Origin of the sequence: Pantoea sp. T14 (assembly GCF_036663535.1) — a bacterium.
Classification (GTDB): domain Bacteria; phylum Pseudomonadota; class Gammaproteobacteria; order Enterobacterales; family Enterobacteriaceae; genus Pantoea; species Pantoea phytostimulans.
This window is the reverse complement of the sequence record NZ_JAWUEB010000025.1, coordinates 79,398-100,140: the sequence shown is the minus strand read 5'-3', so window position 1 is coordinate 100,140 and position 20,743 is coordinate 79,398. Positions and strand designations below refer to the sequence as shown.

Below are 20,743 nucleotides of genomic sequence, written 5' to 3'. Positions count from 1 at the left end.
TGGGAATATTATGTCCAGTATGCACAGTTCGCACTGGGGTGCTTTTCGCGCGCACCCTAACGGCAATTCGTTAATTATTGAGCCCTTCCGCGGCGATCCCGATCCCAGCCCGCTACTTAGCAACTTTACGCAGGTTCTCGATCATCCGGCGCGCGTGACGCAACCGATGATCCGTCGCGGCTGGCTGGAGAAGGGGCCTGGCGCAGACTCACGCCGTGGCGATGATGAGTTTGTGGCGGTGAGTTGGGATCACGCTTATTCCCTGATCGCCGCTGAGCTCACTCGCGTTAAAAACAGTTATGGGCCGGAAGGGATTTTCGGTGGATCGTATGGCTGGTCCAGCGCTGGCCGCTTTCACCATGCCCAAAGTCAGGTTCATCGCTTTCTGAACACCACCCTTGGCGGCTACGTTCGTTCGGTTAACAGCTACAGCTCAGGTTCCGCATCGGTGTTGTTGCCGCACATTGTGGGCGACATGAATGAAATTGCCCGGCGTGGGGTCAGCTGGCAAGAGATTGCCGAACACAGCGACATCGTCCTGGCATTCGGTGGCTTAGCATTAAAAAATTCACAGGTTGCCAGCGGTGGCGTCAGCGAACACACCGAGCGCGGCTACATGCAGCAGGCTTCCACACGTGGCGCACGCTTTGTTTCAGTTAGCCCGCTAAAAAGCGATCTCCCGGCTGAAGCCCAGGGTGAATGGATAGCGCTGAATCCCGGCACCGATGCGGCCTTTATCCTCGGTTTGCTTGCCGTGCTGATTGAACATCAGTTAACCGATGAAGCCTTTCTGGCGCGTTACTGTGTCGGTTGGGAGACAATGAAAGCGTATATCCTCGGTGAAGAGGATGGCGTGAAACGCGATGCAGAATGGGCAGCGCAGATTTGTGGTCTGTCAGCAGATCATATTAGGGATATTGCCCGCTCGTTACAGGGTCGACGCGTGCTTGTCACGGTGGCCCATGCGCTTCAGCGCGCAGAATTCGGTGAACAGCCGGTGTGGCTTGGATTAGTGTTAGCGGCGGCATTGGGCCAACCGGGTTTACCGGGCGGCGGCTATACCTATGCACTTGGCGCGCTGGGTCATTACGGTAAACAACATAATCTGGTGAGCTTCCCGGCGTTGCCGCAGGGTAAAAATGGTATTGATCGCTTTATTCCTGTGGCGCGCATCGTTGATATGTTGCTGCATCCAGGTGAAAAGTTTGATTATAACGGACGCCGTTTAACCTATCCCGACATCAAACTGGCCTACTGGGCAGGCGGCAATCCGTTTCATCATCATCAGGATTTAGCGCGTTTACGACGTGGATTCTGTCGGCTTGATACGTTGATCGTGCACGAAATTGCCTGGACCGCCACTGCTCGTCACGCAGACATTGTGTTGCCAGCGACCATGACGCTGGAGCGAGAAGATATTGGCGGCGCCCCAACCGATCGCCACTTGATTGCCATGCAACCGGTTGCCGCGCCTTATGCCCAGGCAAAAGATGATTATGTGATCTTCACCGAGCTGGCTAAACGTTTAGGCGGCGAGCAGGCGTTTACCGAAGGGCGCGATACACAAGGTTGGTTACGTCATCTCTATGGTCAAATGCAGGAAAAATTAGCGGCGCACCGCGTCAGCACCCCCGATTTTGATGACTTTTGGCAACAAGGTTTCTTAACGCTGCCGCAGTTGAACGATGCCGGACGCATGATCAACGCTTTTCGCGCCGATCCCGATGCTAAGCCGCTGCCTACGGCAAGCGGAAAAATCGAAATCTACTCGGCGACCATTGCCAGTTTCGGTTACGAGAGCTGTCCTGGACATCCGGTTTGGCGTGAGCCGCGTGAAAAACCGAATGCAGAATATCCGCTTTGGCTGATTGCCAATCAACCCGCAACGCGACTGCACAGCCAACTCGATTTTGGAGCCTACAGTCAAAGCGGTAAACAAAATGGACGTGAGGTGTGCAGCCTCAACCCGACAGATGCCAGTCGGCGCGGCATTAAACAGGGTGATGTTATTGAGCTGTTTAATCTACGCGGACACGTACTGGCCAGCGCTCGCGTGACCACAGATGTTATGCCTGGCGTTATTCAGCTTCCGACCGGCGCTTGGTATGACCCGGTAGATGTGCATGCAGCCCGGCCTTTGTGTCGTCACGGCAACCCGAATGTCTTAACCAACGATATTGGCACATCTTCGCTGGCGCAGGGGTGTACCGGCCAGATCACGGTGATAGAGGTGAGGAAATTTTTGGGCGATGCGCCTGACGTTCGCGCTTTTCTACCGCCTGAAGCGGCTATTTCAAAGCCGTTCGAGGCTTACCGGCACGTTTGAGACTTAGCGTTGAGTTTCAACAAATAAATAAGAGAGGCTCAGGCGCTATATCACGCCTGAGCCTCTTGTTTTCATTTTTTGATTTCAATGTAATGCGTTAAAAACGGCAGCGGTTAATTGGGTTAAATCAGCGTCATTGCGCAGTTCACAGGCTTTCAGCATGGCTTCACATTGTTCAGGTGATCCCGCTTCCAGCGCTCGCTGCAATTTACCCTCAACGTCAACCGGCGTGGCCAAAGATTGTTGACGTGTTTGTTGGCAACGTAACGTCTTTCCATCACTACGTTGAACAGCAACGTCATGAAATCTCAGCCCGGGGTTTAAGGCATCCGGCGGGGCGGTTTCGTCAGGACAGCGATGCACCTTTGCAGCCAATGCGAGCACGTCAGTATTCACGTCACCTTCGGCAAAGTCAGTCATGCGCAGCTCGTTATAAATCAGCATGGCAGCAATAACGTATTCGAGACTAAAACGCGCCTCGATACCATTTTTGGGCACGCGCACGGATGCAGCGATATCGCCGCCCGGAGGAAAGGCCACGTCAATCCGTTCAATTTTACGCAGAAAACTCTCCAGCGATTCACCGTTGGCAAGTCCTTGTTCGCGTATTGCACGTGCGGCCTCGGCTGCGCTGTGCGTGCCGCTACAGGTGGCAAAAGGTTTATATTCAAGCCCTGGCGAGCTGATCCGCCAGGGATTTCCCCAGTGAGTAATCAGGCGTTCAGGTTGATGCTGACCCTGGCTGCTACTGGCTATAAAGGCTTCCAGCACCGTACTGGCTTGCCCGTGGAATTCGGCCAGCGCCAGTTGCGTGGCACTCACGGCTCGTTCAGCGGCTAAGCCTGCGTGTAAAGGTTTAACTGCCGATCCAAATTGTGCTCGTAAGCCGCTGGCCTGCGTTGCCGCGATACCCAGCAGCACCGCGGTTTGGGCTTCGGTGGCTTCTGTTAATCGCGCCAGGGCAGCAGCAGCGGCCAGCGTGCCAAGCGACGCGGTATTGTGATAACCCAATGTGTAATGCTGTTGCGTAACGGCCAAACCGAGACGGCCTGCCACTTCAACACCCAAAATGTAAGCATCCAGAAAACGGTTCAGATCCACACTTTCAGCCTGGTATATCCATGCCATCAGTGCAGGCAGAATAACGGTGCTGGGGTGCCCACGGAAATCCGCATGAAAATCATCAAAATCCAGGGCATGTCCGGCGTATCCCAGCAACAGCGCGCGCGATCGCGGCTCTTTCACATCATAAAGAGTGCGTAGCGTAGGCAAACCGCTGTCAATTACGTGACGTTGTAACACCGGCCAGGCGACGGCGATAAAATCTTTCACGCCTCGTTTAGCAGCCTGATGTGCCTGCTCATCAGGCTGAGAATGCACAACTAAATGGGCTAAATCAGCGGTTAAATTCATGAAGCTTTTACCAGCGCTTTCACAGCAAGTTCAGACAGATAACGAGCGGTTGGCGCTAAAACATCATCATTTACACGAAAAGCGGGATGATGCAGCGCGTAGGGTTCGCCGGTGCCAATCATCATAAAAGCGCCAGGCAGCGCCTGTTGATAGAAAGCAAAGTCTTCACCAATGGGGCTGGCTTCCACTACACGTGCCTCGAAGCCGCTTTGGCTTGCCTGTTCCAGCGCAAACTCAACCCAGTTTGCATCATTGACCACCGAGGGTGGCCCCGCTTGCCAGTCAATCTCAACCTGAGCATTAAACGCAGCAGCAATGCCATTAATGATCTGATGAAAACGTTGAGAAAGTAATTCACGTGTTTCGGCTGAAAAGGAACGCACCGTTCCTTCGAGCCAGGCGCTATCCGGGATCACATTCCAGGTGGTGCCGCTGTGAATTTGCGTAACTGACACCACCGCATTGTCATTTGATGGCGCATTGCGGCTGATCAGCGTTTGCAGGGCCGTAACAATTTGCCCGGCGATGACAATGGGATCGATGCTTTCATGGGGACGCGCGGCGTGACTGCCGATGCCGCGAACCGTCACCTTGAAACGATCAACTGCGGCGGTCAGCGGGCCAGCCTTGCTGCCGATGACGCCTGGCGGCAAAGTCGGATCGTTGTGAATGCCAAAGATCACTGCGGCATCGTGTAATGCGCCGGTCGCCAACAAAACGGGTGCGCCCTGTCCGGTTTCTTCTGCTGCCTGGAATAAAATACGCACCCGCCCGGCTAACTGCGCTTCCTGCTGTTTTAGTAAGATAGCGGCACCCAACGCGGCGCAGCTGTGAAAATCATGACCACAAGCGTGCATCACGCCGGGGCGTTCAGAACGGAATGACACATCAGATTGTTCTTCAATTGGCAAAGCATCGATATCAGAACGCAGCACCACGAGCGGGCCTTCGCCTGAACCAATCTCTGCCACTAAACCCGTGGCTAAAGGCAAATCGAGAATTCGGATTTCATGGTGCTCCAACTGCGCCCGCAAGCGCGCAGTGGTTTCAAATTCCTCGTTGGAGAGCTCTGGGTAACGGTGCAATTCATGGCGAAATGCAATTAACGCCTGTTCATCGAGTGTGCTCATTTAGCGACGTCCTGTAATTGATGACTTTGACGCGAAAGCCATGTCTCGTGTAATGCGCTATTAAGCACTTTTTTCATATAAAGCGTGATGTGGCCTTTACCGAGATCGGTGGTGTGCATCGGCATAAAACCGCGCTTTAGGTACATCTCTTTTAACCAGGGATGGCGGGCGGCCGTGCCCAGAGAAACGGCAGGCGCGCGAAGTTGACCAATAAGGATATCCTGCTCGAGGTGCTGCAGAATTTGCTGACCAAATCCCTGCCCGGCGTAATCGGGATCTGCACCAAACCAGCCGATATGCGGTAAACCAAAAGGCCCCGGCAGCGGGCCCCACGGATAACGCACCGTCACGGATGAAACCATTACCTTGTCTTTATAAAGCGCGTAAACGCCATGACTTTGCAGATGGCGTAACGCTTTATCGCGATCGGCAGTGGCTGCATCGAAATGAATGCCTAACGCTTTGACTGCAGCATAAGCCGCGAGCATGAGAGATAAATATTCATCGACTTCATCTTCTTTAACCTGGCGAAAAGTAAGTGGCATAATCAATCCCGATTTAAATTTTAAACAGTTGTACTTTTTATTTGTTGGTCAGATTAACAGTAAACGTTTCGCGGGCTATATGTGAAAAGTGAATATAGTAATGCTTAAATGTGAAAAGCGATTTGTCGGTTTCAGATTGCGTAACGGCATATTTTACGTAATATGAAGCCATCGATGAAATTTAGCTAAGTGTCATTTATCCTATTGTTTATGTTAGTTATTTAAAACATAAAAATCACTCAGGACGTTTACGTGTTAGCGATCAAATCCCCGCAAGCTTATATCCAACAGTCCGGCATTCGAAAAAAATTAGGGGAATATCTTGCTCCTTACGGAAAAAACATTCGTATCTTGACGTCTGAAACAGCCTGGCATGTGGTTAATTCAGAATTAACGCAGGCGTTAAACAATGCTGATATTAAATGGCAGCTGGAATATTTAAACGGTGAATGTACCGATGCGGCGATTAATCGCTTTAAGAATAATGTTATTGAGCAGGACGCCACGGTTATTTTTGCTGTGGGTGGCGGTCGTGTATTGGATTGTGCAAAGGCAGCCGGAGATGCGTTAGACAATGTGGTGGTCATCAACTTTGCGACTGTCGCGGCAACATGTGCAGCCTGGTCACCGATCGCCATCATTTATAATGAGCAAGGCGGTCATTTACGCAGCCAGCCGTTACGCAAAATGCCAGTGCTGGTCTTGGTTGACAGCGAAGTCATCGCCCAAAGCGATGTGCGTTATTTAAAAGCGGGCATCGTTGATGCGCTGGCGAAGTGGTATGAATTCCGTCCTTATCAACGTCACAATCCAGAAAGCCTGGCGCTGGATCTCAAAGTCATGGCTGCGCAACGGGCGGTTGAGGCTTATCGCCAATGGGGCCAACAAGCGATTGAAGCCAATCAGCAAAAACAGATTACGCCCGCGCTGGAAAAAGTCATTGACGCCAATATTGTGTTGGCAGGCTTGGCTAACAGCATGCGCGATGATTTACCGACGCCGGGATTCGCTCACGCCATACATAATCAATTAACCCATCTACCCGAACTGCATCACTGGCTGCACGGAGAAAAGGTGGGTTTTAGTTTGCTGGTGCAGTCGATTATGGAACACGCAGAAGGTCAGCCAGACGCTGATTTGGTGGCGTTATTAACATGTTTTGACACGCCGTTAAGGCTGCCGGCGTTCCATCAGAATCGTCAGCAAGTCATACGTCAACTTGCACAGGCGATTCGCTTTCCTGCTGCCAGCGCTGCGCGTTTACCCTTTACCGTGTCGCCGGAAGCGTTAGAACAAGCACTGCTCGCCACCGACACCCTTTCTTAATTGCACATTTTTTTATCGCGGCTACGCGGTTTTACATCATTCAAGGGAAAAGTATGAGTAACCAAAACAGTAATACGCGTTTGCGCCTCGGGCTTTTTGTCCAGCCGGTGGGCCATCACGTTAGTGGCTGGCGCTTGACCGAACAGTTAGGAGCGCCTACGGATATCGACTGGCTGATTACGCTGGCAAAGAAAGCGGAAGCGGGTCGGTTTGATCTGTTTTTTGTCGGTGATGCCCTTGCAACAAGCATGTATCGCTTACCCTCAACCATGGCGCGGCTTGAGCCGCTCACGCTGCTTTCGGCATTGGCGACGCACACTAAGCGTATTGGCCTGGCAGCCACCGCATCAACGACGTTCAGCGATCCGTTCACGTTGGCTCGCGCATTTTCGTCACTTGACCATATCAGCCGTGGACGTGCTGCATGGAACGTTGTGACCTCGTTTTCAGCCGACGTAGCACGTAATTTCAGTCGTGAAGATATGCCAGATCACGCCGAACGTTATGGACGCGCACGCGAATTTTTAGACGTCGCGAATAAACTTTGGCAAGGCTGGGAAGAGGGCGCGGTGCAACCTGATAAAGCCAGCGGCCGCTACTTTGTGGATGAGAAGATTAAGTCAGTGAACCATCAAGGTGAGCATTTCCAGATTCAAGGCCCCCTGAATATTACCCGATCACCACAAGGACGCCCGGTGATTATCGAAGCAGGTTCTTCAACGGATGGTCAAAAACTGGCGGCTGAAACGGCCGAAGTGGTGTTCACCGCCGCGGCAAGCCTGGAAGAGGCTCAGCAGTTTTATCAGTCACAGAAAGCGCAGGTTGAAGCGGCCGGTCGTGATCCTGCACATGTGGTGATTATGCCTGGCGTAATGCCGATTGTCGGGCGCACGCGTGAAGACGCCAAAGCGCTGTGGAAAGAGCTCAACACGCTGGTCGATATCGATAACGGTTTGAAGCAACTTTCGCTGCGTTTCGGGCTGGATTTGTCAACCTATCCGCTGGATGGGCCTGTGCCTGAAGTTCCGCTGGGTGAAGGTAATCAAAGCCGGGTGAAATTACTGACCGAGATGGCAAAGCGTGAGAACCTTACTCTTCGTGAACTGGCAGCCATCGCCGCGGGATCACGCGGTCATCGTGTGATTGTGGGTACGGCAGAAGATATTGCAGACGATTTTCAGCTATGGCTGGAGCAGGGCGGCGCGGATGGATTCAACATCATGCCTGCCATTATGCCGGAACAGCTCGACTTGTTTGTTGAGCTGGTAATACCTGAATTGCGCCGCCGGGGCTTATTCCCAGAAGATTACGCTTATCCTACTTTGCGTGAAAACCTCGGTTTACCGGTGGCGTAACGCCTTGGCCCGCGTTGTGAATGTGCAACGCGGGTATTGATTCAAGGTTGTCAGTAACCGGTGCCGCGTGCTGAAATCAGAGTTTCTGTTCATAAGCGCGAATTTCATCATGACGACTGATATCAGAACGCTGGATTTGAATTTACTCAAGGCGCTGGACGCCTTGCTAGATGAACGCAGCGTGACGCGTGCAGCCGATCGTCTGGCGCTGACCCAACCTGCGGTGAGCGGCATGTTAACGCGGCTGCGTGACTGCTTTGACGATCCTTTATTTACGCGCACTCAGCGCGGTATCGTACCCACCGTTCGTGCGTTAGAACTGGCCACGCCCATCAAGCAGATATTGTCTGAAGTTAACGTGCTGCTTCAACCAAAAGCCTTTGAACCATCCCGTGCTGAAATGACATTTACCCTTGCTGCGACCGATTATGCGTTACGCGCTGTGGTTGTTCCGTTTATGGCTGCGCTTCGACAGCAGGCACCAGGTATACGTGTATCTGTCGTGCCGGTGGTTTACGATCAAGTGAAGTTACAGATGGAGCGCGGTGAAGTGGATGTCGCCTTGCTGACCCCTGATTCCACGCCTGTTGAATTACATAGCCGGGCGCTATTTGATGAAGAGTACGTTTGCCTGATACGTGAAGATCATCCTGCGGCGACAGAAGAGCGTCTTTCGCTAGAAACCTTTTGTTCACTCGATCACGCCTTGGTCTCTTATCAGGGGGGGCATTTTCACGGTGTCACAGATGATGCGTTGGCAACGTTAGGCTATAAACGACGCGTGACATTATCGGTGAGTAGTTTTTTGGTATTACCGGAAATATTGCGTGTCAGCGATCTTATCGCGGTGGTGCCGCGCCGGTTGGCGGTGAATATGCAGGGGTTAAAGATCATGAATCCGCCGCTGACGCTTGCGGGTTTTACTAAAAGCGTGGCATGGCATGAGCGTACGCATCGTGATGCCGGTTATCGTTGGCTACGCAACGTATTGTTTACGACCAGCGCGATACAGTAAAGCAGCGCGGCGCCTGGAATAAGCGCCGCGATGATGATTAAAGCAGGAAGTCGTTCAATGAACCGCCTGCTTCCAATGCTTTTTTGATTGGAGAAGGCGTGCGGCCCTGACCGGTCCAGAACTTAGTCTCACCGTTTTCATCGGTGTATTGGTATTTAGCCGGGCGTGGTGCACGCTTGGCTTTACTTTTAGTTTCAACAGATGCCAACTTGGTTAAATCAGAAATATCGATGCCGTCGTTTAACAGCATTTCTTTATATTTCGCCAACTTGTCTGCTTTTTCACGCTCAGAGGCTAACGCAGCTTCTTCTTCTTCACGACGCTCAGCGACCACGACAGAAAGCTTTTCAAGCATTTCATTTAACGTGTCAATGTCAACTTCACGGGCTTGAACACGTAATGTACGTAGGTTATTCAACGCCTTTAGCGCATCACTCATTGATTAATCCTTAAAGATGAAACGAATATTTATAAAGCAATGCAGTTTACGAAAAATAGATTCAGAAGGAAATATCTTAGCGAGAGGAAAATGCGCTATTTACGTTGTTTTGAGAATGGGGCGTTTTAAACATTCCGCATAAAAAGACAAGACTTAAAAAAAGTGCCCGCAGCGATATCGTTTAAAATATCGCCTCACGGGCAGGTGTTCATTTTAGGCGTTTTGATAGAAGGGAAAGCAGCCCGCCAAGATACTCACAGAAAATAACACCATGCAGGTAATGAATGACCAACGCAGGGTATATCGCTGTGTTTGTGCATAATCGAGTTTAAGCATGCCGACTAATAAATAAGTCGAGGCGACCAGCGGGCTCAAAATATGTACCGGCTGTCCAACCAGCGCCGCTCGGGCCATTTCTAAAGGCGTGATGCCATAATGCCCGGCGGCCTTAACCAGTACCGGTAACATGCCGAAATAAAAGACATCATTAGAAACCATCCAGGTTACTGGAATACTCAACAGCGCGGTAATCACCGCCAAATAAGGGCCTAATGCATCGGGGATTACCCGCACAATGGCTTCTGCTAGCGTATTTGCCATACCGGTTCCAGAGAAAATCCCCGTAAATACCGCCGCTGCAAAAATCAGGCTCGCGACCGAAAGAATAGCGGAAGCATGTCGGGTTAATTGCGCTTGTTGCTGGCCGATCGATGGATAGTTGATCATGAACATAATGGCTGTCGCTAACATAAACAGATAAGCCATGGGCACCACACCCAACACCAACACCACCAGCAAGGCAATCGTAAGCAACCAGTTGGCCCAAAATCGCCAGGCTGGACAAGGCGTGATTTCAAACTCTAGCTTGTGTTCGACGGCGGCTGTAGTGGCTTGCCAGCCGATACGTTTGCGTTCGTGACGTCCCAAAATCCAGGCAAGAACAAAGGTCCAAATCACACAGGCAATTAAGGGAATCAACATCGGGACAAAAAGCGTTCCTATCTCAGCATGTATCGCTGTTGCTGCGCGCGCGGTCGGCCCACCCCAAGGAAACATATTGCCCAATCCGGTACATTGTAATAACAGACAAGCCGCTTTAAGGGTTGAAATACCCATACGTTTATAAATGGGTAGGAAAGCGGAAAGCACAATCATATACACCGTAGCCCCATCACCATCCAGCGCAACTATAAAGCCTAATAAGACCGTTCCACAAAATATCTTTACTGGGTCGCCATCCACAGCAGAAACAATACGTTTAATTACCGGATCAAACATGCCGGCATCGGTGACGCTCATAAAATAGATCATGGCAAAGATTAACATTACGCCGGTTGGTGCGACGGTGCGTAAACCTTTAATCACCATATCCCCCACGTCGGTATTGTGTCCGAGAAACAGGGCAAACAGCGTAGGAATAAATATTAACGCCGTTAGAGCAGAGAGTTTTTTGCTCATTAATAAGCCAATAAACGTGACTATCATAAGCAGACTGATTATCAGCAGCATGGTGATATCCTGTAGAGTAAGACATTGCCGATTTGCGTTAAACAAATCACATATGTATCGAAATTAATCAGCGCGATCAGGGGCGCCGAAATAGTTAATAACGTTTTGTAATTAATATTAAATGGCTAAGGCTGAGATTCACCGGTCTTTTCAGTTAAAAAAAGCAGGCCGTCGTTATGCCAATAAACGCCCTTATTTTCCTTAAAAATGAGGCGCGCCTTTTTCATTTCTGTGAGATGACTCGCGAATCTTCATTAAATATCCGCTAAATACTCTGTTATTCCCTTGTTAACGTGGGGTAAGCCTGGCATGAGAGAAAAATAAATAATATTCTCCAATCATTATCAATCGATTCCTTTGGGGAATGAATGGAGCTTAAAGATCTCACCTATTTGCTGGCGATTCGCGAAACGGCGCATTTAGGTAAAGCGGCGCAATCCCTTGGTATCACCCAACCGGCGTTAACTAAATGTATTCAGCGGTTGGAAAAATCGTCATCAACCAAACTGATTTTGAAAGTAGGGCGCGGGATCCAGCTCACGGAAGCCGGATTGTTACTTTGTGAACGCGCTCAAAAAGTGGTTCTGCTAATGCAGATGACAAAAAAAGATTTGCATGCTTTAGGCACCGGAACGGCGGGGGTAATCCGCTTGGGCGTAGCAGCGACAGCTGCTGAGTTCATGTTGCCTGAGTTGACGCACGAACTGCTGCAGCAAGCGCCCAGCGTTGTGGTGGAAATTCAGGTAGGGCTGAATGACTTTTTACAAAACCGGCTGCGTGAAAACAAGCTGGACCTGATTCTCGGTTTCCTGCCTGAAAGTAACAGTGAATTCATCACCCGTCCGCTGGTGGAAGATCCGGTGGTGGTCGCCGCCAGTCAATCACACCCGCTCGCTAATATTCATCCAACGCCCGAGCAACTTGGTCACTATCGCTGGCTGTTGCCCGCGCCACAGGTGGCGACCCGACAATGGCTTGAACAGCGCTTACGCAGCGGCGGCTATGCGGCGCCTCGCGTGCAGGTAGAAAGCAACACGCTTTCTCCGCTTCGGCGCATGTTGGCACAAACTGAACTGCTCAGTTTTATCTCGCGACGTTTGTTGCAAGGCGAAAGCGCCGGAGAGGCGTTAATCGAAATCCCTTTACCGTTAGTCATGATGCCACGCACGTTTGGCTGGCAATTTCGCTCCCTCAGCGAATTATCGCCAGCGGCACGTTTGTTAGTAGAGTTAGCGGAAAAGCGCTGGAAATGGTAAAGGTGCTGCGCTGTTAAGCGCTGAGTGACCTTTCCTTGCCTTCACCTTACAGCCTGGATCTTCTTGATTCAGGCCAAAAATCAGTAATATCCTGCTGCTATCTTGAAATAACATTAACCGAATCAAGACATTTCCCGCGCCTTCTGACTTAAAAGCCCTCCCATATTTCACAAAATATCTTTGATATCAACACGTTTAGTGAACGTTAAAAGTTCGAGAAATTTCGCATCATTTGCTAACAATTTCTTGCAATGATAATAGCAATGCGTATATTTCTCATTTGCTTTAAAGGCAACATCACGCCAGCGCGAAGACGTACGCAGAGAGGGTTTTCTGGGATAACCCCCAGAAAAAAGGCGAAACGCAGCGGTTTCGTCCGCCAGGCTGCAAGGCTGTGAACAGTGGCAAAAAATCAAAAATATAAATGAGGAATTACCGATGTCTTTTGATGTTAAGCGCGTCAGGGAATCTGCAACGAACATGCCTTCGCTTGCGCACAACAAACCTCTGCGTCTCTCCTTGCTGGCGGCTGTTGTCGCTACCGCCTTCACCAACAATGTGCAAGCAGCAGAAACGACTGTGCCCGCCGCCACTGATGATCAGACCATGGTGGTGAGTGCATCCTCTGCGGATGATGTTGCCGATACGCCTAACACCGATTACAGCGTGCCCGTGACACGTGCAGGAACAAAATTAACCTCTACCGTGCGTGATATTCCGCAGTCGGTCAGTATTATTACCCAGCAGCGTATGCAGGATCAGCAGCTGCAATCGCTGGGACAAGTGTTGAATAACACCACTGGCATTCAGGAAAGCACCGCTGACATGGATCGTAAAACCTACTATTCACGCGGCTTCCTGATTGATAACTACATGATTGACGGCATTCCCAGCGTATTTGAAGAGCGCTGGAACCTGGGCGATTCACAAACCGACTCGGCGCTGTATGAGCGTATTGAAGTCGTCCGTGGTGCGAATGGCCTGTTAGTCGGCGCGGGTAATCCTTCGGCAGCTGTGAATATGATCCGTAAACATGCGAACAGCAAAGTGGCAACGGGCGACCTTTCCGCCAGCTACGGCAGCTGGAATAAACAGCGCTATGTCGCCGATGTTCAGACTCCGCTGACTGAATCAGGTAACGTGCGCGGACGCGTCGTTGCCGGTTATGAAGATAAAAACAGCTTCGTTGAGCGTTACGGTGCTGAAAAGAAATTTATATCTGCCATCGTTGATGCAGACCTGACTGACTCAACCACCTTGTCGTTGGGTTATGAATATCAGGAAAATAAAGCCGACAGCCCAACCTGGGGTGGCTTGCCGCGTTACTACACCGATGGCAGCAAAACCGATTATCGTCGTGGCTTTAATACCGCGCCGGACTGGGCTTACAACAACAAAGAGACCAAAAAGGTCTTTGTCAATTTGCAGCAGGCGTTTGATAACGGCTGGCAGCTCACCTTAAACGGTACGCATAACGAAACCAATTTCGCCAGTAAGCAGCTCTATATTGATGGATACTTCGACAAAGTCACCGGTATTGGACAGTCGGAATATGCCGGTTATCCGGTAGTGGGTGGGACAGGTTATAACACCGGCAAGCGTAAAGTGGATGCAGTGGATACCTTTGCCAGCGGCCCGTATGAGCTGTTTGGGCGCACCCACGAATTGATGGCAGGCGTGAGCTACAGTAAGCAGCAAAATACGTATTACAGTGCGTTTGCCAATATTTCGCCGGAAGAGTTGGGTGACTTCAACAACTACAACGGTCAATTCCCTGAAACAGATTGGGGTCCGCGCTCGCTGGCGCAAGATGACACCACGCGCCAGAAGTCAGCTTACATGGCAACGCGCATTTCACTGGCCGATCCGCTGCATCTGATTTTAGGTGCCCGCTACACGCGTTGGATCAACAACACGCTGACCGGTGATTTAGAGAAAAACAACATCACGCCTTATGGTGGGTTGGTGTATGACATCAATGATAACTGGTCGACTTACGCGAGTTACACCTCGGTATTCAAACCCCAAACCAACCGTGACAGCAGTGGCGCGACGCTTTCACCGGTTGTAGGTAACAACTATGAAGCGGGTGTGAAATCAGATTGGTTTAATAGTCGCCTGACGACGTCATTCACCGTGTTCCGTACCGAGCTGGATAATGTCGGCGTCAGCACCGGTCGCATCATTGAAGGATCAACCGACACGGCATATGAAGCCAAAAAAGGCACAGTCAGCCGCGGCGTGGAGTTTGAAGTCAACGGCGCACTAACCGATAACTGGCAGATGACGTTTGGTGGCACGCGTTACATTGCGGAAGATCGCGATGGTGAAGCGGTTAATCCAAACCTGCCGCGCACCCAGCTGAAACTGTTCACCCGTTATCGCCTGCCGATGTTGCAGGATCTGACCATTGGCGGTGGTGTGAACTGGCAAACTCACGTCTGGAAAGAGAGCGCGGGCCCAAGCGGCAATGGCACCTTCTACTCTGAGCAGGGCAGCTACGCGCTGGTTGATCTCTTTAGCCGCTATCAGCTGACCAAACAGCTGGCGCTGCAAGCTAACGTTAACAACCTGTTCGACAAAAAATACGACACCAATATCAATGGTGATGTGGTTTACGGCGAACCGCGTAACGTCTCGGTAACGGCGAGCTACAGCTTCTGATTTTTTTGCCTTGGCTTATCCCGTAGTAAAAACGCCTCTTAGGAGGCGTTTTTACTGCAAACTTTACAATCCTCTTAAAAAACGTTCTCAAGCCTTATTACCTAAGCCGCTGATGAACGCTTCTGCTCGGCTTCATACTCCGCCACTTTTTGACGAATCACGGGTAGCAAATACTGGCCATACTCAGTGGCATCGCGCAATTGATCGAAACCACGAAACAGAAACGTCGTCACGCCGAGTTTGTAGTATTCCAATGCGGCATTGGCGACGGTTTCCGGCGAACCCACCAGCGAGGTTGAGTTGCCCGCAGCGCCTGAAAGCGCCGCAATCCCTGTCCACAGGCAGCTGTCATAAACCTTGCGCGCCGTCGCGAGTTGATACAACCGTTGTGAACCGACATTGCTGTCCGGCTGGATCGCTTTACCGCCTATGTTGGCCTGCGCGGCGGCCAGCAGCGATTCTGCCCGTGCCCACGCCTGTTCATCGCTGGCAGCGACAATCGGACGCAGTGACAAACTAAAGCGAATCTCATTTTCACGACCATATTTTTTCGCCGCTTCACGCACCTGTTCAATGCGGGCTGCAACCTGTTCCAGCGGTTCGCCCCACATCATGTAAACATCTGCATGTTGCGCTGCAATTTCCACCGCAGCATGTGAAGCACCGGAAAAGTAGATGGGCACCCGTGGTTTTTGCAGCGGTTTCACCTCAGTCAAATTATCCCGTACCTGATAAAACGCGCCTTCAAAGTCAAAAGGCTGGTCGGATTGCCACACCTGTTTCATGATCTGCACATATTCACCGGTGCGGGCGTAACGCTCATCCTTGGTCAAGAAATCGCCGTCGCGCTGCAAATCGCCGCTGTCTCCGCCGGTAATCACATTGATCGATGCGCGTCCCTGACTCAGCTGATCGAGCGTGGCAAACTGGCGTGCAGCAAAGGTGGGCGCTTGAAATCCGGGACGATGCGCAACCAGCAAACCCAACTTCTCCGTAAAGGCGGCGACGTAACTGGCGATAATCATCGAGTCTGGCGCGCGGGTATTGACCGCCAGCAACACTTTATCGAAACCTGCATATTCCTGAGCATGGGAAAAGGCTTTGATAAAAGGGATATCGACAATTTTACCGTTGCCTGCATCCGATTCACTCTGTTCATGCGCGCCGACCAGACCAATAAATTCGAGCGTCATTTGTGACTCCTGTTAAATGAGAGCGCCGTTTTACCGGCAGCTGTAAAAATGACATCATCCTGCGGGGTATGAATGCGGCCACACAGCACGTTACGTAAATGCCGTTCAAGTGGATTACTGCGCGTCAGGGCATGATTACCAATGCTTTCCACCATCAGCTGAACGCTGCGAATGGCATTTTCAATCACAACCTGTTTGATCTTCGGCGCCTGAGCGCTTGCAACCAGCCCGGACGTGGCAAAATCGAGCAGCGTCTGGCTGGTAAACAGCAAGGTTTCTACCCGGCCAACAATCTCCTGAAAGCGTGGCAAACTCGCCAGCGGCGCACCTAAATTTGCCGGGATGCGCTGCTGAAGAAAGGTGATAAACCAGTCGCGTGCGGCGTGGGCGATGGCGTCATAGAGCGATCCAAGCAAAACCGCCATCCACACCGTCTCCTCATCATTTAAACCTGCACGTGGTTCGCTCCAGCGGCTGACGTTGACGGCATTTTCAGCCGGGATCCATACCTCATCAAATACCACGCGATGGCTACACGTGGCGCGCATACCCAGATGATCCCACTCAGGTTCAATGCGAATGCCCGTTGCCGATGCTGGGACCAAATAACTGCCCACCAGCGGATCGGCGTCGTCGCTGCTTGCCCAAACCAAAAACCAGCTCAAGCCCACGCTGCCGGTGGCGTAAATCTTCTCACCGCTCAGGCGCCAACCATCGGGTTCACGGCGCGCGATGGTTTTGGGTAAACCGCCGCGTGCTGGCGTGCCGAGTTCCGGTTCAACACGCAGCGCATTAATCAACGCGCCCTGATCGCGCACGCTTTGCGCTACCCGCAGACGAACGGATTCTGGCCAGTCTGAATCATCACCTAAACGGCGTGAATTCAAATACTGCATAATCACAATCAAGGCGGTGGAGGGTTCGCCTTGTGCTATGGCGGCAATAATGGTGCGGGATTCCGTTAAATCAGCCCCGAATCCACCCACCGAAATCGGTAGCGCCCGGCTCAGTAATCCGTGTTGCTGCAACAGCGCAAAATTTTCGTGGGGAAATTCGCCCTGCCAATCAATCTGATCGGCTGATTCCTGGAGGGTACGCGTAATGGCGGGCAGACGTTCTCGCAAAAAGATGGATGAATTATCGCTGTCGTTAACGGACATAACGCAAGCCTCAATGAATAACCTGATTGTGACGCAATCTTTTATTTTTATGCCGCCAATGTAAAAGCAAAATACCAGATAACCTCATGCAGAATTGGCATAATTTCAATGCTGGTTGCTGAGCAAATTAATCATTACTCTGCAGAAGATTAATAAAAACGTTATTTATTTTAAGGGTCTCCAATTATTTGGGAGTAACATCGTGCCAGCTCAATATTCACTATCTCGTCGGCATTTTCTTAATTATTCGGCGGCGACATTAGCCGCCAGCGCATTACCCGCCTGGGCAAACCCTCATGACGCGATGAATATGTCGCCGGATATTTTACAGGGAGGTGCAGGGAAATGGGCGTTGGCAAAACCCGCGAAAATACGTCTGGCGGTGAACCTCAACGCTATTTGTCTGGCGCCGGTGATCGTCGCCGATCAGCATAATTTCTTCAAAGCACATAATTTGGAGGTCGAGTTCGTCAACTTTGGCAATTCAACCGAACTTTTACTGGAGTCGATTGCCACTGGCAAAGCCGAAGCCGCGGTGGGCATGGCGCTGCGCTGGTTAAAAGCACTGGAGCAGGGCTTTGACGTTAAGCTAACGGCAGGCACGCATGGCGGTTGTATGCGGCTGTTAACGCGCGACGACGGTCCACGCTCGCTTGAAGCGCTGAAAGGCACCACCATTGGCGTTACCGATATGGCCGGTGCCGATAAAAACTTTTTCTCCTTAATGCTGAAGCGGCACGGGCTTGATCCTAATACGGATGTAAACTGGCGCGTTTATCCGCAAGACCTATTGCCGCTGGTGTTACAGAAGGGTGAAATTCAGGCCGCAACCGGATCCGATCCGGTGATGTGGCGACTCTCTCAACAGCCCGGTTATCGCGAGGTTGCGACTAACTTAATTGATGAATATGCCAATCTGAGCTGCTGCGTCATTGGTACGCGCGGCAGTTTGATTCGCGATCAGCCTGAAGTGGCAGCGGCGATTACCCATGCGATTTTACAGGCGCATGCTTATGCGGCGCAGCATCCTGATACCATTGGCACCGAATTTAATGGTAAAGCGCTGAATACCACGCCACAGGAGATTGCCAGCGTATTGAAAACCCATACGCACGGCCACTATTCCGTGGGGAATGACTTTGTGAAGGAAATAGACGTCTATGCCCGCGATTTAAAAGCGATCAACGTATTACGTCCAGAAACCGATCCGATGCTCTTCGCCAAAGGTATTACTTCAGACGTATTGATATAACAAAAAAGGCAGCCTCGGCTGCCTTTTTTGTTTGTAACGATCAGCTTAAAAGCGGTTGCGATGTCTGTACCGCATTGGCGTTTTTTAAACTTTCTGCGGGACGATGGTGATCGAACAATTGCGTAGAAAGATAATTTCCACCGCCATCCGCCAGCAAAATGACGATACGTTTTCCCTGATTCTCTGGCCTGGCTGCCAACTGCCTTGCCGCATACAGCACCGCTCCCGACGAATCCCCAACTAATATCCCTTCGACTAATGCCAGCTCGCGCGCCGCCTGATACGCCTGCCAGGTTTCCACTGCAATCACCTCATCAATCACCTGATGATCGACATTGGCGGGGATCCGCTCCGGTGGTTGGCTGCTAAAGGCGTGAACGCCAGTGATCTCAAGCGGGTCAGGATTATCAGGTTGTGGCTGCGAGCCAATACCCGGTTCTACAGCAACCACATGAAGTTCTGGATACTGCGATTTGAGATAGCGCCCAATACCAGAAAGCGTACCGCCGGTGCCCACCGAGGCCACTAAAATATCAAGCTCACCTTGCGTATCGCGCCAGATCTCTGGCCCGGTTGTCAGCGCGTGCACACGCGGATTCGCCGGGTTCTCCAGCTGCTGCAAAAAGTGTACATGCGGTTCTGCTTCCCGCACCCGCGCCACCAGCCAGCGGGTTGCCGCGACAAAATCGCCGTCGGTAGAGGCATAGAAGTCGGCAAAGCCCGGCACCAGGCTAAAAGGGATCAGTTCTGCGCCTAAAGCCTGAATCACCTTGCTGCGTTCGATACTAACAAAGTCATTGATGTAAACACGAAAGTGATAACCTTTTGCCGCCGCAAACGCCGCCAGACCAATACCGGTATTGCCGCTGGTGGTTTCAGCAATCACATCGCCAGGCTTTATCAGGCCGCGGCGTTCAGCATCTTCAATCATCGCCAGCGCAATGCGGTCTTTCACGCTGTGATTAGGATTAAACAACTCCAGCTTCGCCAGCAGGTCAACATGCAACTGGTAGCGCTCACTAAAGCGCGTCAGGCGCAGCAGCGGCGTATTGCCAGTGAGCTCGGTTATTGAATTATAAATAGATGCAGCCATTTCTTGTCCTCACTGAGATAAAAGTGCGATCACCATTTCACCGCATTGCGCTGCCACGCCAACGTGCGATCGCGCACGATGAACAGCAGCGTAATCAGCGAAGAGCACAGCAGCGCCATGACGATCAATGCCGCATACATGTTGGCGTACGCCGCCCAGCCTTGCGCCCACTGCAAATACCAGCCAAGACCTGATTTAACACCCATCATTTCTGCAGCAACCAATACCGAGAATGAGGCGCCCAAGCCCATAAACAGCCCGACAAACAGATGCGGCAGAGCAGCGGGCACGGCGACACGCAGCACTAAAAACAATGCGTTCGCCCCCAGCGTGCGCGCCACATCGTAATAACGGTTATCAACGCTGGCGACGCCTGACCACGTCAACACCGTCACCGGGAACCAGGTCGCCAGCGCAATGAGAAAGACCGCTGCGGAAAAGCTTGAGGGAAAGAAATAGAGCGAGAGCGGTAACAACGCAGTGGACGGCACCGGCCCAAGAAAACGTAAAACAGGATGCACCCAATATCCCAGCCCGCGCGACCAGCCAATTGCCACGCCAGTAATGAATCCCACCACGCTACCAAAGGCGAACCCAATGGCCAGCAGACGCAGCGAATTCAGTACGCTGTCGAGCAGGCGGGGCCAATCTGTGGCGTAAGCTTCAAGTAACGCACGCGGTGGGGCGAAAAAGGGGGCGGGCAACAGCGCCTGCTTCGCGGTGACGTATTCCCAAATCCCCAACAGCAGGGCTAACACCACTAACCAGCGCGCACTGGTTTTCAGCGGTTGCCAGAGTTTCAAATGGGGTGCTGCGCTGGCTGCCAGCACTAACACCGTAAGAAGTGACGCAAGGGCGATAAAAAACGCATGGGTTTCATTGACAAAGCGTGGGGCCGCAAAGCCGATTTGTTTATCGGGCAGGCCGGTCATCAGCGCGACCAATCCCCACCAACAGAGTAATGCTGCCCATAAGAGGGGATCAATGTGACGTACCGCATTTGACGATCGCCCCAGTGCTAACGTTTCACTCACCATGTTTCTCTCCCGCTGATAACTGCAATATTT

At 51.6% G+C, this 20,743-nt stretch carries 16 protein-coding genes; 7 read left to right on the top strand and 9 right to left on the bottom strand.

What is annotated here, in order from left to right; translation table 11 throughout:
- Positions 1-10 precede the first annotated feature (10 nt).
- Positions 11-2,326: a molybdopterin-dependent oxidoreductase gene (locus tag SC127_RS13265; RefSeq protein ID WP_332626880.1), complete on the top strand. Its 2,316-nt coding sequence runs from the start codon at positions 11-13 to the stop codon at positions 2,324-2,326.
- Positions 2,327-2,410: 84 nt separating this feature from the next.
- Here the strand turns inward: SC127_RS13265 and SC127_RS13260 are convergent, their stop codons facing one another.
- The 3 genes from SC127_RS13260 to SC127_RS13250 are packed head-to-tail and all read right to left on the bottom strand — an operon-like array spanning position 2,411 to position 5,414.
- Complete coding sequence (locus tag SC127_RS13260) at positions 2,411-3,739, bottom strand: MmgE/PrpD family protein (protein WP_332626879.1); 1,329 nt, start codon at positions 3,737-3,739, stop codon at positions 2,411-2,413.
- A complete protein-coding gene (locus SC127_RS13255; RefSeq protein ID WP_332626878.1) occupies positions 3,736-4,869 on the bottom strand; it encodes an amidohydrolase in 1,134 nt (377 codons plus the stop codon). Before SC127_RS13255 ends, SC127_RS13260 begins: the two co-directional genes overlap by 4 nt.
- A complete protein-coding gene (locus tag SC127_RS13250; RefSeq protein ID WP_332626877.1) occupies positions 4,866-5,414 on the bottom strand; it encodes a GNAT family N-acetyltransferase in 549 nt (182 codons plus the stop codon). The genes SC127_RS13255 and SC127_RS13250 overlap by 4 nt, the downstream gene beginning before the upstream one ends.
- Positions 5,415-5,666: 252 nt before the next feature.
- On the opposite strand from SC127_RS13250, the gene SC127_RS13245 reads away from it, so the two are divergent.
- The 3 genes from SC127_RS13245 to SC127_RS13235 all read left to right on the top strand — a co-directional run bounded on the left by SC127_RS13245 (position 5,667) and on the right by SC127_RS13235 (position 9,110).
- A complete protein-coding gene (locus tag SC127_RS13245; RefSeq protein ID WP_332626876.1) occupies positions 5,667-6,740 on the top strand; it encodes an iron-containing alcohol dehydrogenase family protein in 1,074 nt (357 codons plus the stop codon).
- A gap of 53 nt (positions 6,741-6,793) precedes the next feature.
- Positions 6,794-8,095: an LLM class flavin-dependent oxidoreductase gene (locus SC127_RS13240; RefSeq protein WP_243079362.1), complete on the top strand. Its 1,302-nt coding sequence runs from the start codon at positions 6,794-6,796 to the stop codon at positions 8,093-8,095.
- Positions 8,096-8,204: 109 nt separating this feature from the next.
- The gene (locus SC127_RS13235; RefSeq protein ID WP_332626875.1) at positions 8,205-9,110 is read left to right on the top strand and encodes a LysR family transcriptional regulator; all 906 of its coding nucleotides are present in this window, start codon (positions 8,205-8,207) and stop codon (positions 9,108-9,110) included.
- 37 nt (positions 9,111-9,147) lie between these two features.
- Here the strand turns inward: SC127_RS13235 and SC127_RS13230 are convergent, their stop codons facing one another.
- Positions 9,148-9,549 carry an H-NS family histone-like protein gene (locus tag SC127_RS13230; RefSeq protein WP_332626874.1) on the bottom strand — a complete coding sequence of 134 codons (402 nt, stop codon included), beginning with the start codon at positions 9,547-9,549 and terminating at the stop codon, positions 9,148-9,150.
- A 213-nt stretch (positions 9,550-9,762) separates the two neighbouring features.
- The gene (locus SC127_RS13225) at positions 9,763-11,058 is read right to left on the bottom strand and encodes a CitMHS family transporter (protein ID WP_215848449.1); all 1,296 of its coding nucleotides are present in this window, start codon (positions 11,056-11,058) and stop codon (positions 9,763-9,765) included.
- A gap of 368 nt (positions 11,059-11,426) precedes the next feature.
- Here SC127_RS13225 and SC127_RS13220 point away from each other — a divergent pair, with 368 nt between their 5' ends.
- Both SC127_RS13220 and fhuE read left to right on the top strand, forming a co-directional pair.
- Positions 11,427-12,314: a LysR family transcriptional regulator gene (locus tag SC127_RS13220; protein WP_243079364.1), complete on the top strand. Its 888-nt coding sequence runs from the start codon at positions 11,427-11,429 to the stop codon at positions 12,312-12,314.
- Between the two features lie 480 nt (positions 12,315-12,794).
- Positions 12,795-14,978: a ferric-rhodotorulic acid/ferric-coprogen receptor FhuE gene (gene fhuE / locus SC127_RS13215; protein ID WP_332627043.1), complete on the top strand. Its 2,184-nt coding sequence runs from the start codon at positions 12,795-12,797 to the stop codon at positions 14,976-14,978.
- 101 nt (positions 14,979-15,079) lie between these two features.
- On the opposite strand, the gene SC127_RS13210 is transcribed toward fhuE, so the two are convergent.
- Both SC127_RS13210 and SC127_RS13205 read right to left on the bottom strand, forming a co-directional pair.
- On the bottom strand, positions 15,080-16,171 hold the full coding sequence (locus SC127_RS13210) for an LLM class flavin-dependent oxidoreductase (protein ID WP_243079365.1): 1,092 nt from the start codon (positions 16,169-16,171) through the stop codon (positions 15,080-15,082).
- Positions 16,168-17,331 carry an acyl-CoA dehydrogenase family protein gene (locus SC127_RS13205; protein WP_332626873.1) on the bottom strand — a complete coding sequence of 388 codons (1,164 nt, stop codon included), beginning with the start codon at positions 17,329-17,331 and terminating at the stop codon, positions 16,168-16,170. The genes SC127_RS13210 and SC127_RS13205 overlap by 4 nt, the downstream gene beginning before the upstream one ends.
- Before the next feature lie 202 nt (positions 17,332-17,533).
- Here SC127_RS13205 and SC127_RS13200 point away from each other — a divergent pair, with 202 nt between their 5' ends.
- Entirely contained in the window at positions 17,534-18,583 is a 1,050-nt protein-coding gene (locus SC127_RS13200; protein WP_243079367.1) for an ABC transporter substrate-binding protein, read from the top strand.
- Between the two features lie 40 nt (positions 18,584-18,623).
- On the opposite strand, the gene SC127_RS13195 is transcribed toward SC127_RS13200, so the two are convergent.
- Positions 18,624-19,676, bottom strand: coding sequence for a PLP-dependent cysteine synthase family protein (locus SC127_RS13195; RefSeq protein WP_332626872.1), 1,053 nt, complete (start codon positions 19,674-19,676; stop codon positions 18,624-18,626).
- Between the two features lie 29 nt (positions 19,677-19,705).
- Positions 19,706-20,713, bottom strand: a complete 1,008-nt coding sequence (locus SC127_RS13190; RefSeq protein WP_332626871.1) for an ABC transporter permease — start codon at positions 20,711-20,713, stop codon at positions 19,706-19,708.
- Between the last annotated feature and the right edge of the window lie 30 nt (positions 20,714-20,743).

Coding starts and splice junctions, on each gene's coding strand:
- SC127_RS13225 (WP_215848449.1), bottom strand. CDS start 11,058: ATGCTGCTGATAATCAGTCTGCTTATGATAGTCACGTTTATTGGCTTA.
- SC127_RS13260 (WP_332626879.1), bottom strand. CDS start 3,739: ATGAATTTAACCGCTGATTTAGCCCATTTAGTTGTGCATTCTCAGCCT.
- SC127_RS13220 (WP_243079364.1), top strand. CDS start 11,427: ATGGAGCTTAAAGATCTCACCTATTTGCTGGCGATTCGCGAAACGGCG.
- SC127_RS13250 (WP_332626877.1), bottom strand. CDS start 5,414: ATGCCACTTACTTTTCGCCAGGTTAAAGAAGATGAAGTCGATGAATAT.
- SC127_RS13210 (WP_243079365.1), bottom strand. CDS start 16,171: ATGACGCTCGAATTTATTGGTCTGGTCGGCGCGCATGAACAGAGTGAA.
- SC127_RS13205 (WP_332626873.1), bottom strand. CDS start 17,331: ATGTCCGTTAACGACAGCGATAATTCATCCATCTTTTTGCGAGAACGT.
- SC127_RS13190 (WP_332626871.1), bottom strand. CDS start 20,713: ATGGTGAGTGAAACGTTAGCACTGGGGCGATCGTCAAATGCGGTACGT.
- SC127_RS13265 (WP_332626880.1), top strand. CDS start 11: ATGTCCAGTATGCACAGTTCGCACTGGGGTGCTTTTCGCGCGCACCCT.
- SC127_RS13255 (WP_332626878.1), bottom strand. CDS start 4,869: ATGAGCACACTCGATGAACAGGCGTTAATTGCATTTCGCCATGAATTG.
- SC127_RS13230 (WP_332626874.1), bottom strand. CDS start 9,549: ATGAGTGATGCGCTAAAGGCGTTGAATAACCTACGTACATTACGTGTT.
- fhuE (WP_332627043.1), top strand. CDS start 12,795: ATGCCTTCGCTTGCGCACAACAAACCTCTGCGTCTCTCCTTGCTGGCG.
- SC127_RS13195 (WP_332626872.1), bottom strand. CDS start 19,676: ATGGCTGCATCTATTTATAATTCAATAACCGAGCTCACTGGCAATACG.
- SC127_RS13235 (WP_332626875.1), top strand. CDS start 8,205: ATGACGACTGATATCAGAACGCTGGATTTGAATTTACTCAAGGCGCTG.
- SC127_RS13240 (WP_243079362.1), top strand. CDS start 6,794: ATGAGTAACCAAAACAGTAATACGCGTTTGCGCCTCGGGCTTTTTGTC.